Below are 12835 nucleotides of genomic sequence, written 5' to 3'. Positions count from 1 at the left end.
ATAACTACTCAGCGGCTCTGAAAAATTAAAACAGCAGTTTTTGCCCCTGATGAGGAATGATAATTTCCAAGCCTAAGTCATTTGCTTCATCGAGTTGTTGTTTGATGTTATGACGAGGATTGACACCTTTAGCCAGAGTATACTTAATATGACTAATCACCACTTTAAGGTTGTTTAGCGGCGTTTCGCCATCAATTTTGGAGGCAAAATTATGTAACTCTTGGATTAACAATTTCGGGGTTAGGTGGCCAAATAATAAGTTGTGTGGACGTTTATTTTCAAAAGATACTTCAATTACCATACCGCGCAATTGTTTATGCTTTATTTGCTTTGCAAGGTATGTCCAAATTGCTTCGAGTTTACCCTGTTTCTCTACAACATCGGGTCCGGTATCACCAAAATACACAAACATATCACTGCCATTTTCAATTACAAATGCACTGGATTCAACAGGGTGGCTAAGACTAAAGGCGGTTACCACAAGATCTGTGTCTTCAATGTTTATGGGTTTGCCAACAGGCAGATCAACAACATGGTATTTGTTCAACATTGGTGGAATACCACGATCGGTGAAATTCGCCCAAGCTTTACCGTTAAAGTAGGTTTCGCCAATCATATTGTTCACCGATGCCAACCCATAGATATTTTTACTCGTGTCTTCGGGGGATGCGACCAACATGCCATTTATATGATCAAGGTGGGCATGGCTGATTAAGTAACCCTTAACATGTTCTCTTAAAATGGTTCCCGCTGTTGTCCAGTTGTCATTTTGCTTAATAGGTAAGTCAGCGAAAGCGTTTTGTTGAACACTTTGATTAATACCGTTCACTATTGTCCCTGCATCTAACGCGACATAGTGAGAACTATTGAGTGAACGTAATAAAAATGCACTTAAATTACCATCCTCAATGCCACCACTATCGCCTAAAACGATAAGTTCAAATGCGGAAGATTGGGATGTTTCGGCCATGCCTGCATGTTGATGTGCAAAAGTCTGAAACGAGATGATTAGTGTTAAGGCTAGTAGCTGTTTAGTAAGGCTTGCAAAATTTTTCATTGTTATTGAGCTTGCTGTCGTGAGCTTGAATAATGATCTAAAAAAATGTCGACGGTTTGCTCTATTACAAAACGTTTTTCATCTTCGCTAAGTTGCGATTGTAACTTAAACACCAAGGGCCAGAAACACCGTCCTTTGACTAAGTCGTTTAATTGATCAACTGCAAAATTTATGTCTTTGATAATCAGTGTATTGTCTTTTACGGCAGCTTTAATAAAACGGTGAACAGCAGTCTCCAAGCTAACAAGCCTGTCGATTCCTTTTTTTAGGGTGTCTTGTTCATAAAAAAAGCTTCCTATGGCAACACGAACTAATTCTATGTGTTGTTCGTCGCTCATCGAGTTCACTTGTTCTTCAACTAATTTCACAAATTGCTCATACATCGGCTTATCTGGCTGATAAACCACAGCGCTTTTGAGAAATGATGTTTCCCACTTATCAGTTAACAGATGCATGACTAATTCGGCTTTAGTGGCAAAATGATTATATACAGTCCGTTTCGACACACCGGCAATCTCAGCAAGCCGGTCCATGCTTGTAGCTTGTACGCCAAACTCTTGAAAGGCGCTTTTGGCAGCTTCCACAATTGCTTCACGTTTTATTTCACTACGGCTTTTTTTTGCTGTCTTCATAAATCTCTGCAACTTACTTTAACAATATTACTATTTTCAAATATGCATCATACATTTGTAGTTTACTTTCAACTAATTGATAATGTAAACTACACCGAGTAGTTTACTTTTAAGCTATGCATTTATCAATAGTTCCGATCAGTTATATTAAATAGAGAAGTTCCTGCAATGAGATTATTTTTACGTGCACTGCCTGCCCGTTTTTTATTAGCGCTTTCAGTGGTGTTGCTGAGTGCTTGTGGTGAAGAAAGCCAACAACAATTTCAGCCCGAAAAACCCCGCGTGGTGAAACTGACTCCAGTTATATCGGCATCCATTCAAAACCAATCTACGTTTCCTGCCGTCGTCTCGCCAGTGAAAACCATCGACTTGAGTTTTGAAGTTACCGGGCGCTTAATTCAAACAGATATTGTTACCGGGGAAAATGTTGAAAAAGGACATTTGCTTGCTAGTTTAGATCCAAAACCCTTTGAAAGAAGAGTAAAAGAGCAACAAACTCGACTACAACAGGCCGATCGAGAGTTGAGTCGAATTGAGTCAATGTTTGATAAAAAGCTGGTATCCCAAAGTAATCTAGATGATGCAAAAACAGAATACGAGTTGGCTGAAATCGATTTGTCCAACGCACTACAAGATCTTGAATACACTAAGTTACGTGCGCCATTTGACGCGCTGGTTGCGAACCGTTTAATTGATAACAATAGTTTTGTCACAGCCGGTCAATCCTTAGCTCAACTGCAAGATGTATCCCGTATCTATTTTAATATTAATGTTCCAGAACGTGTGTTATCGGCCAATGAAGGACGCAAAATAATTAAAGCGCAGGCGTCGATACTTGGTAATCCGGATAAGTGGTACGACTTAGTCTACGTAGAGCATTCCACTCAGCCTGATGCGGTTACGCAAACCTACCAAGCCGTGTTCGCATTGGAAGGTCAAAATCAAATTCAGGTAACTCCCGGCGCAAGAGCGATGGTAAATGTGACAGTGGAAACGCCGAATAACAGTGGTAGTTTGCTTATCCCATTCAGAGCGCTTGTCGGCAATGACGCTGATGGCTTTTTTGTATGGCGTTATGTCGCTGAATCCCAAACTGTTGAAAAAGTGCAGGTCAATGTGCACAGCATCGAGGACGCTACAGTGGTCGTTGATGGTGAACTAAATGAGCATGATTTTGTTATTTCGGCTGGGGCTACATTGGTGAAGGCGGGTATGAAGGTCGAACCATACCACGGAGAAAAATAATATGGATATTGCTCGCTATGCTATGCGCACGCCAGTCAATATCTGGCTGTTTATTGTAGTCTTCATTTTAGGTGGTTTAATTGCGCTGTCTGAAATTGGACGTCTTGAAAATCCTGCGTTTACTATTAAACAAGTCAAAGTCATTACTGCATTTCCCGGAGCAAGTGCTCAACGAGTTGAAGAAGAGGTCACAGAGCCCCTTGAAATAGCAATACAGCAGATGTCTCAGTTGTATCGATTGACCTCTATTTCTTCGCCTGGACAGTCTGAAATTACGGTTGAAGTGCAACGTCACTATGACAGCAAAATGTTACCGCAAATTTGGGATGAGTTAAGAAAACGACTAGGTGACATGAGCGGTTCACTACCTGTTGGTGCGCAAGAACCTCAGGTGTTCGATGATTTTGGTGATGTATACGGTTTATATTATGCCTTGGTTGCGCCAGATTTTACGCCTTTTGAAATGCGCGAATTTGCCCGCATTATTCGCAGACAATTGTTGACCACTGAAGGTGTGGCAAAAGTGGAAGTGAATGGTGTAATGCAAGAACAAGTCGTTGCTTATATCGACCCTTATCTTATTGCCGGATTAGGGATGAGCTTTCCAGACATCATCAGTCTGTTTGAAGATAACTTAAAACCCTTCAATAGTGGCCGTATTCAAGTGGACGGCAAGAAAATTCGACTTCTTGTGGAGAATCCAGCGGATCGACTTGAAGAGCTCAGTAACTTGTCTTTAGTCATACCTGGTACTAATCGTTCCGTGCGTATTAAAGATATTGCAAGGTTAGAATTAGAACCAGCTGAAATCCAACCTTCAATGATCCGTTATCAAGGCAGCGAAGCCATCACACTTGCGGTATCTGCGATTGATGGTGTGAATATCGTAGAGGTTGGGCAACATGTACGCAAAACCGTAGATGGTTTGCTCGATGAACTGCCGCTGGGAATGACACTGACACCCATCTATGACCAAGCCAAAATCGTGGATGATTCTGTTGGTGGGTTTATTACCAATCTTATTATGTCAGTGGTAGTTGTAAGCTTGACTCTTTGGTTGTTTATGGGCTGGCGTTCAGCAACGGTAGTGAGTTCAGTACTTGTTATCACCGTGTTAGGTACTGTGATGATAATGTGGCTGATGGGAATTCAGCTACAGCGCATTTCACTAGGCGCTATGGTCATTGCAATGGGGATGTTGGTCGACAACGCTATTGTAGTGGCTGAAGGTATGATGCTGAAAATTAGAGGCGCGACTAAACCTGAAGATGCCGCAAGTTACGTTGTAAAGCGCACCCAATGGCCTTTGCTTGGGGCTACGGTTATTGGTATTGCCGCGTTTTCTGGGATCGGTTTATCTGATGATGCCACTGGTGAATTCTTATATTCACTATTTGTGGTGGTATTAGTGTCACTCTTGTTGAGCTGGGTATTAGCCGTAACTGTTGTGCCTGTGCTGGGCGGCTATGTTTACAAATCCGAAAAGGTTGTGGGTACGCAGCAGAGCCTCAGTGGAATTCAAAAAGGGTTCTTGCACATATTACATAAAGCGTTGAGGTTTAGATGGGTTACCTTAATATCATTGGTACTTATCACCGTTATTGCTTTTGCAAGTTTTGGCTTTGTTAAACAGGGATTCTTTCCGTCCTCCAATACCCCCATATTTTTTATTCATTATTGGGGTCCTCAAAATCAAGATATACGATACACCGAACAGAAAATTGAACTTGCTGAAAAACGCATTTTGGATTTTGAAGGGATCGAATCTGTTACTAGTTTTGTTGGCCGTGGAGCAGACCGTTTCACTTTAACTTATGCGCCGCAAGCTAATAATGAAAGCTATGGCATGTTATTTATTCGGGCTAAAAGTCTAGACGTTATAGAGCAGTTGGCTCCCGCTATATTGGAAAAGATAAAACCTGTTGATCTGAATGCTGAATTTTACTTGGAACGCATGCAATTCGGACCAGGCTCTGGCGCAAAACTGCAAGTGCGCTTTTCCGGCCCTGATCCATTGGTTCTGCGTGATCTGGCGGCCCAAGCTATCGATATATATCAGCAAGACGGTGAGACTCGAGACATTCGTCATGACTGGCGTGACAAAGGATTAGCGTTAAATGCCCATTATGATGAGTTTAACGCTGGTATGTCTGGGATTTCACGGGCTGATTTTAACGACGCGATTCAATATGCTAGCGACGGTTTAAGTTTAGGGCAGATTCGTGATGGGGATTATTCGTATCCAATAAAAGCCAAAATGGCGACAGCTGGGCAGACACCCATTGAAGCAATTCAGAACAATCAGGTGTGGAGTTCACAACAACGGGTCTACATCCCATTCCAGCAAGTGTCTAAAGAACTAGAATTGGTCAACGAAGAAGTTCTCATTCAACGTCGCAACCGGATTCGTACTATAACGGTGAATGCCGAGCCTGATTTTGGTCAAACAGCAGGTGAAGTATTTGATCGTATTCGTCCCGTAATGGAAGCAATTGATTTACCCGATGGTTATCATTTGGAGTGGGGCGGAGAATATGAAAGCTCGCAAGAAGCCCAAGAAGCCTTAGGTAAAGGTTTGCCCGCAGGGTTCTTGGTGATGTTCTTAATTTCGGTGTTACTGTTCGGCCGAGTAAAACAACCACTAATTATTTGGATGGTGGTGCCTATGGCAGTTGTTGGTGTAGTTGCAGGCCTGTTGGCAGCCGATATGCCGTTTGGTTTTATGTCGTTGCTCGGCTTTTTGAGTTTATTCGGTATGCTAATAAAAAATGCCATTGTTTTGATTGAAGAAATTGACTTATTAATTGACGAGGGACAGGTTCCCAAACTCGCTATTACTAATGCCAGTTTAAGTCGTTTGAGACCCGTTTCATTGGCCGCAATCACCACGATTTTAGGTATGGCACCTCTTTTGTTTGATGCGTTTTTTGCTGACATGGCAGTGACAATTATGGGTGGATTGGCTTTCGCCACTGTACTCACGTTAATTGCTGTGCCCGTGTTGTATAGTGTATTTTTCAATATTAGCTACAGAAAATAATCCGTAGATTTAGAAATTCCTCAGCTTGATCAAAAATGCCAGTTAGTTACCTAACTGGCATTTTTTATTGAGAAAGTTACCAAGACTCTCGAATTTATCTATCTTTTAGAGTGTAAATAATTGACCTTTTTTGATCTTGTTTTTATTTTTAAGCAAGCTATTATTAGCATTCCATTGTGAGGATAAAATGTACAACTACCGCAACACAATAAAGAGTAATTTACTCACCTTACCAAATTAAGCCGAGCGTATTCCTTACGCTCGGCGATACTTTCCTGTTCGTTAATTTAAGTTAGTTAGTAACGTTAGCAAGCGTAATACGCCTGCTCATTAAAATATTCATATTTGCAAATCCTGGTTTACCTTTTAACGTCAATATTCACCGACGCTAGTCACCGTGTTCAACTGAATAGGTTAGCGCAGTAGTGGTTTTTATATTGTCTGAAGTTGAAAGGTTAAACATAAAACAGAAACGATAATTTCAAACCAAGGTGCACGGCAAAGTGCCGTTAACCGATCTCAATGAAAGAGGTGATTTATGCAAAATAAACCTGAAATATTTATTTCAACTTCTGATTTAGCCATGCTTGAGGAACAACTTGAAGCGTCAAAATTGCCTGAAGAATTAGTCGCTGCCTTAGAAGATGAACTTGCACGAGCAACCGTTATTGACGGTAAAAATATGCCAGAAGATGTAGTGACTATTGGCAAACAAGTGACCTTCAAAATACTAGATAGCGATAAGTTGTTTACAAAAACCTTATGCCTTCCCGCCGATACGGCCAAGCATGCAGATAGCATTTCAGTTTTCGCTCCCATAGGTTCAGCTTTATTAGGCTTAAGAGCTGGTCAGAGTATTGACTGGCAAACTCAACGTGGGCAGCAGTCAGTGCAAATAGTACAAGTGAATACTGGATCTAGCTAAACATCTTATTGTCTTCGGAAAGCTCGTGGAAATGGGTTCTATGGGCTTTCTTTGCAGTTGATTTGTGCTTAATTCATCACATTCAAAGTTTCACTGATTCTGCAGCTACAAAAAAACTTAATGGAAAATATAGGGTTACGATTGATGACATACACAAATCAAACTATTTCAGACTTAAAACAAACCAGCCCAGCTCAGGCGGAGTTCTATCAAGCCGTTGAAGAAGTGCTGAACTCCTTGGATCCCATATTGGAATCCAACAGTAAATATCGTCAACAAGCAATTATTCAACGTATAGTCGAGCCGGAACGGCAGATTATGTTTCGCGTTCCTTGGATTGATGATAATGGCGACATTCAGGTCAATAAGGGGTATCGGGTTGAGTTTAATTCTGCCCTTGGACCCTATAAAGGCGGCTTAAGATTTCATCCTTCGGTGAATGCTAGCATCATAAAGTTTTTAGGCTTTGAGCAAATTTTTAAAAACTCCCTTACTGGTCTATCTATTGGCGGAGGTAAAGGTGGAGCAAACTTTAATCCTAGAGGACGTTCCAATAATGAAATTATGCGTTTTTGCCAATCTTTTATGAGTGAACTTTACCGTCATATTGGCCCAACTACAGATGTTCCTGCGGGCGATATTGGCGTGGGCGCAGCTGAAATAGGTTATATGTTTGGTCAATATAAGCGCCTAACTGGGCGTTACGAAGGGATCCTAACTGGAAAAGGTCTGCTTTGGGGAGGTTCATTAGCACGTAAAGAAGCCACTGGATACGGAACAGTGTATTTTGCAGATAATATGCTAAAAGCCAGAGAAGACAGTTTAGAGGGGAAAACGTGTTTAGTTTCAGGGGCGGGTAATGTGGCAATTTATGCAATGGAAAAACTTTATCAGTTGGGGGCTACGCCCATCAGTTGCAGCGATTCTTCAGGCACTATTTATCATCCCAATGGTATCGACCTAGAATTGGTAAAGCAGCTCAAAGAACAGCAACAAGCCAGTTTAATTGCTTATATTGAAAAGTATCCTAATGCTAAATATACGCCGACTTCAGATTATCCATCAGACGGTCATGCAGTTTGGCGTTATTGCGCTGATGCTGCATTTCCATGCGCGACGCAAAATGAGTTAACCAAGTCAGATGCTGAAGAATTACTCGCTAATGGTTGTCACTTGGTTTGCGAAGGGGCCAATATGCCATCCACTCAAGAGGCTGCCGATTTGTTTGTTGCATCTGATATCGCTTATGGCCCGGGCAAAGCCGCTAATGCTGGTGGTGTGGCAACAAGCCAACTGGAAATGGCGCAAAATGCGAGTATGCAGAAGTGGACGTTTGAACAAGTTGATCAGCAACTACAGCACATTATGGAAAACATTTTTGTGATTGCAAATGAGACAGCCAAAGAATTTGGCCAGGCTGGAAATCTCGTTCTTGGTGCCAATATAGCCGGCTTTCGCCGTGTTGCGGATGCGATGATCGAACAAGGTGTTGTTTAGTCAATCAGCATAGATTACTGATACTTCTACTCTGCTTTTTATGCCATTTAGCAGAAAAAGTGTGAGAAATGACTCAGCAACATGAAACAGCCAAAGAGAGTCGCTGCGAGAATCCATTTTTTAGTACAATTTATAGTCAGTTTTCCTCGACTTTTCGTGCATATTTATATATAGTGCGCGCCGTTTTGAACTAAGTAGTATTGCGCAGCGACATTGGGCTTTTATTGTGAACCTTGGTTTGTTTTTGTTGCTTTTTTACTATTTGGAATTTCGTTTTGATATCTACCGCAAACATCACTATGCAGTTTGGCGCTGAGCCACTGTTTGAAAACATCTCTGCTAAATTTGGCAATGGCAATCGTTATGGCTTAATTGGCGCTAATGGCTGTGGTAAATCCACACTTATGAAAATTCTCAGTGGCGATTTAGCACCTACCTCTGGCAACGTTTCTGTTTCACCTGGTCAAAAATTGGGTAAGTTAAGCCAAGATCAGTTCGCGTTTGAAAAATATTCTGTGGTTGATACCGTTATTATGGGTGACATGGAGTTATGGAAGGTTAAACAAGAGCGTGATGAAATTTACGCCAAACCTGAAATGAGCGAAGCTGATGGTATGCATGTGGCTGAATTAGAAACCCTTTATGCTGAAATGGACGGTTATACTGCTGAATCACGGGCAGGCGAGATTTTGTTAGAAGCGGGTATCGATGAACATTATCACTACGGTTTGATGTCACAAGTATCACCAGGTTGGAAAGTCAGGGTGTTACTTGCACAGGCTTTATTCGCCAATCCAGACATATTATTACTCGACGAACCTACCAACAACTTGGATATTTATACTATCAATTGGTTAGCTGAAGTGTTGAATCAGCGTAAGTCTACCATGATAATTATTTCCCATGATAGGCACTTCTTGAATTCCGTGTGTACCCACATGGCAGACATCGACTATGGTGAATTACGTATTTATCCAGGTAATTATGAAAAGTATCAAGAAGCTGCTTCACTTATTCAAGAGCAGTTGTTGCGAGAAAATGCCAAGAAGAGCGAAGAAATAGAAGAATTACAGGCTTTTGTTGCACGCTTTTCTGCCAACGCCTCGAAAGCTAAACTGGCAACTTCTCGTGCGAAAAAAATGGATAAGATCCAATTGGATGAGGTGAAGAGCTCGAGTCGTCGTACACCGCGTATTCAATTCAAACAACATCAAAAACTGCACAGACAAGCTCTGATTTTAGAAGATATGAGTTTTGGTTTTGAAGAAGAGCTCTTGTTCAAAGACGCTAATCTGTTATTAGAAGCGGGTGCAAAGTTAGCCATTATTGGTGAAAACGGTGTGGGTAAAACCAGTTTCTTACGTTGTTTGATGGATCAATTGAAAGCGGAAGGTGTGGTTAAGTGGTCTGAGAATGCCACTGTCGGCTATTGTCCTCAAGACAGTTCAGACGATTTCGATTGTGATTTAAGCCTTTTTGATTGGATGTCTCAATGGCGCACGCCAAAACACAACGATTTGATGGTCCGAGGTTTATTGGGCAGTTTGTTATTTAGCGCAGACGACTTCAATAAAAAAGCGAAAGTGTGTTCAGGTGGTGAGAAAAATCGTTTGTTATTCGGCAAGCTGATGATGGCTGACTTAAATGTGTTGGTGATGGATGAGCCTACTAACCACATGGATATGGAAGCGATTGAAGCACTTAACAATGCTTTGAAAGATTTCGATGGGACTTTAATCTTTGTAAGCCACGACCGCGAATTTGTTTCCTCTTTGGCGACTCGTGTTATTGAGATTAAAGATCAACAAGTAATTGATTTTCAGGGCACTTATGAGGAATACCTTTCTCATCAAGGGTTACAAAAAGCAGTAGCTTAAGACCGAACTCAGACAATATTGATGAATCAAAAGCGCGCGAATTAGGGCGCGCTTAAATCAATAACTTCATTCGTTGTTGAGTTTTAGGTTTTTCGGTATTACATCATGCTTGCGTAAAATGTTATCAATTTCGCCTTCCTGTTTAAGTGCTCTTATTGCTGCATTTAGATTCGGTAACAGATGACTCAGTTCTCGACGAAGGCGTAAAACGATATCGCCATGGGAATGAACACTGGCGAGTGATATTTTGACATTATGTTTTTTGGCCCAGTGACGAGCGGTTAAATTTTCTAGAATGGCGACTTCAAAACGGCCTCTTTTTAAGCCTCTAATTAATCCATCTTCTGTGCTAAAGTCGATTCTTGTAAACATATCATCATCGAAGTAACTATAGCCTGCAATAGTACCTACATGTTTGTCATAAATGGCGTGAGGATCTGCATATTTCTCGGCGTTTTCTTGTAAGGTGACATTGTATTCGGTTAATTCAAAAATCATAATGGATTGCACATATTCATCTCCCATATCACCATTTTTAAACCAACTCGGGCTCATAAAATCGATATCTAATTGATTTTCTTCGAATACTTTTGCTGCTCGTTTGGGCGGATAATAATAAAACTCATAAGAGTAGCCAGCCTTTTCCAATATTAAGTCAATCACTTCTGCGAAGATGCCGGGGTTTGCATCATCGCCGGAGTATCCATAGGGAGTCCAAGATTCGGTGCCAATTAAGTTGTATTTTAATGTGATTGATTTTTTATCGATTGCCTGAGAAGTTGAAACCATTCCAAAATAAGCCAAAACAAAGAATAGCATCCAAGCCAAAAGCTGGGTTCTAACAGAGGATATCTTGAAAAAACTGCAACAAGTCATAAAACTTACTCGTGTCCAAGAGTGAATTGTGAAATTAAGTGAAGTTGAAACTTCATTTATTCTACATAATACGTCATAAATTTATTTTTTCCTGTTTGATTAGCCGTTATTGTCTAATAAACTTCCACTGCGACTTAAAAATCAGTGTTGCATCAGTTTATGTAATATTTAAAAGCAAATTTGTTAGCTTCGTAAAGTTTACGTAAATTCAATTTTTTATTGCTGCAGAACTTGTACACTACCTTTATTATTTTAATCAAAATGCACAAATTACATGGACTTATGTTGTCACCTTTTTCTCCTATGAACAAAAAAATAAAGGGAATTTCGCTATTGTTTATTTTGGCGTTGTTGCATGGGTGTGCTTCTGTCAAGTTAGACCAAGACAAAGAAATCCCAGCATTACCCAATGAGTGGCAGTTTCAGCACAGTGCCAATAAAATCGACGATAACTGGTTAGCAAATTTCACTTCTGATGCAAATAACCAACATTTAACCTCGTTGCTTAATGAAGCTATTCAAGCAAATCAGGCTATTCGCGCTCAAGCCTATTCTGTAGACATCGCTGAGCAGAGTCTGACTATTGCTAAAAGTAATTTTTGGCCATCACTGGATGCATCTTTTGATGCGTCTCGAAGTCGTAGTAGCGGTAATAGTTTTAGCCTAGAAGCTCAACTTTCTTATGAACTTGATATTTGGGGGGCGTTGTCGGACGCAGAGCGTCAAGCAAAGCTCAATTATTTGCAGGCTAAAGCTGAATTAGAAGAGGCAAGATTGCAGCTCGCTGGCAACGTTATTGTCGCTTATGCGAATGCGTCTAGGGCTTTTCAGCGGGTTGAGCTGGCCGCTCAACAAGTTCAAAATTCAACTGACAGTCTAGACATTATTGAACGTGGTTATCGGGCCGGCCTAAACGAATCTTTAGATGTATACCTTGCTCGTAATGAACTTAACAGTGATAAATCCACACTTGCAACAAACCAGCAAACATTACTGGAGAGTGTACGAGCTTTGGAACGGTTGTTAGGGCGCTACCCTGATGCAAAACTGGATGTAACTCAAGTATTGGCATTGCCTGATGTGGATGTTGCAGTCGGTTTACCTTCTGAGTTGGTGACCCGCAAACCAGCCTTACAAGCCAGTTGGCTGGCGTTAATGGCACAAGATGCAACCCTTGCCATTGCACATAAAGCTCGTTTCCCTGCAATCAATTTGGCCGCTAGTGTTGGTCCCTCAAGTGATTCTCTATCCGATTTACTATCAGCTTCCGCAGGCTGGTCGTTGATTGGCAGTATCTCAGCTCCGATTTTTAATGCGGGTAAACTGCGCGCCAACGAAGAGATTGAGTTGTTAACCTTAAAAAGTCTGGAAGAAGATTATTTAGATTCGGTGTTGAATGCATTACTCGATGTTGAAAATGCATTGTCTGCCGAGGCGAGTTTAGTTGAACGTTATCAAGCGACCCAAAAAGCGGCTGAAAATGCGCAATTTGCAAATCAACTGTCTTTCGAGCAATACCAAGCCGGTCTAATTACTTACACCACAGTGTTAGAAGCCCAAGCGAGATTAATTGCGGCCGAAAACAATCTTATTGATATTAAAACTGACTTAATTGCGAATCGAGTGCAACTGCATGTTGCCCTTGGAGGAGGAATGAACCTCTACGCCCCTATTCAAGAGCTTTGA

General features: G+C 41.2%; 9 protein-coding genes. 6 read left to right on the top strand and 3 right to left on the bottom strand.

From position 1 onward, the window contains the following. Positions 1 to 25: 25 nt before the first annotated feature. The gene (locus Q4567_RS08325; protein WP_303500065.1) at positions 26 to 1057 is read right to left on the bottom strand and encodes an MBL fold metallo-hydrolase; all 1032 of its coding nucleotides are present in this window, start codon (positions 1055 to 1057) and stop codon (positions 26 to 28) included. Between the two features lie 2 nt (positions 1058 to 1059). Then, entirely contained in the window at positions 1060 to 1689 is a 630-nt protein-coding gene (locus tag Q4567_RS08320) for a TetR/AcrR family transcriptional regulator (protein ID WP_216049297.1), read from the bottom strand. 168 nt (positions 1690 to 1857) lie between these two features. On the opposite strand from Q4567_RS08320, the gene Q4567_RS08315 reads away from it, so the two are divergent. From Q4567_RS08315 to Q4567_RS08295, 5 genes are all read left to right on the top strand, one after another. Beyond that, positions 1858 to 2934: an efflux RND transporter periplasmic adaptor subunit gene (locus tag Q4567_RS08315; RefSeq protein ID WP_216049296.1), complete on the top strand. Its 1077-nt coding sequence runs from the start codon at positions 1858 to 1860 to the stop codon at positions 2932 to 2934. A gap of 1 nt (position 2935) precedes the next feature. Beyond that, positions 2936 to 5974 carry an efflux RND transporter permease subunit gene (locus Q4567_RS08310; protein WP_216049295.1) on the top strand — a complete coding sequence of 1013 codons (3039 nt, stop codon included), beginning with the start codon at positions 2936 to 2938 and terminating at the stop codon, positions 5972 to 5974. Between the two features lie 538 nt (positions 5975 to 6512). Next, the gene (gene rnk / locus Q4567_RS08305) at positions 6513 to 6899 is read left to right on the top strand and encodes a nucleoside diphosphate kinase regulator (protein ID WP_216049294.1); all 387 of its coding nucleotides are present in this window, start codon (positions 6513 to 6515) and stop codon (positions 6897 to 6899) included. A 144-nt stretch (positions 6900 to 7043) separates the two neighbouring features. Next, complete coding sequence (gene gdhA / locus Q4567_RS08300; RefSeq protein WP_303500063.1) at positions 7044 to 8396, top strand: NADP-specific glutamate dehydrogenase; 1353 nt, start codon at positions 7044 to 7046, stop codon at positions 8394 to 8396. Positions 8397 to 8671: 275 nt separating this feature from the next. Beyond that, positions 8672 to 10273, top strand: coding sequence for an ABC-F family ATPase (locus tag Q4567_RS08295; protein ID WP_216049292.1), 1602 nt, complete (start codon positions 8672 to 8674; stop codon positions 10271 to 10273). A gap of 66 nt (positions 10274 to 10339) precedes the next feature. On the opposite strand, the gene Q4567_RS08290 is transcribed toward Q4567_RS08295, so the two are convergent. Beyond that, positions 10340 to 11149 carry an ABC transporter substrate-binding protein gene (locus tag Q4567_RS08290; RefSeq protein ID WP_216049291.1) on the bottom strand — a complete coding sequence of 270 codons (810 nt, stop codon included), beginning with the start codon at positions 11147 to 11149 and terminating at the stop codon, positions 10340 to 10342. A 333-nt stretch (positions 11150 to 11482) separates the two neighbouring features. On the opposite strand from Q4567_RS08290, the gene Q4567_RS08285 reads away from it, so the two are divergent. Then, positions 11483 to 12835 (top strand): efflux transporter outer membrane subunit, encoded by a 1353-nt coding sequence (locus tag Q4567_RS08285; protein ID WP_252729298.1) that lies wholly within the window; start codon positions 11483 to 11485, stop codon positions 12833 to 12835.

Origin of the sequence: Aliiglaciecola sp. 2_MG-2023, assembly GCF_030548145.1 — a bacterium.
Classification (GTDB): domain Bacteria; phylum Pseudomonadota; class Gammaproteobacteria; order Enterobacterales; family Alteromonadaceae; genus Aliiglaciecola; species Aliiglaciecola lipolytica_A.
Note: the sequence above shows the minus strand (reverse complement) of the source record. Positions and strands in the feature narration are given on the sequence as shown.

Coding starts and splice junctions, on each gene's coding strand:
- Q4567_RS08325 (WP_303500065.1), bottom strand. CDS start 1,057: ATGAAAAATTTTGCAAGCCTTACTAAACAGCTACTAGCCTTAACACTA.
- Q4567_RS08320 (WP_216049297.1), bottom strand. CDS start 1,689: ATGAAGACAGCAAAAAAAAGCCGTAGTGAAATAAAACGTGAAGCAATT.
- Q4567_RS08315 (WP_216049296.1), top strand. CDS start 1,858: ATGAGATTATTTTTACGTGCACTGCCTGCCCGTTTTTTATTAGCGCTT.
- Q4567_RS08310 (WP_216049295.1), top strand. CDS start 2,936: ATGGATATTGCTCGCTATGCTATGCGCACGCCAGTCAATATCTGGCTG.
- rnk (WP_216049294.1), top strand. CDS start 6,513: ATGCAAAATAAACCTGAAATATTTATTTCAACTTCTGATTTAGCCATG.
- gdhA (WP_303500063.1), top strand. CDS start 7,044: ATGACATACACAAATCAAACTATTTCAGACTTAAAACAAACCAGCCCA.
- Q4567_RS08290 (WP_216049291.1), bottom strand. CDS start 11,149: ATGACTTGTTGCAGTTTTTTCAAGATATCCTCTGTTAGAACCCAGCTT.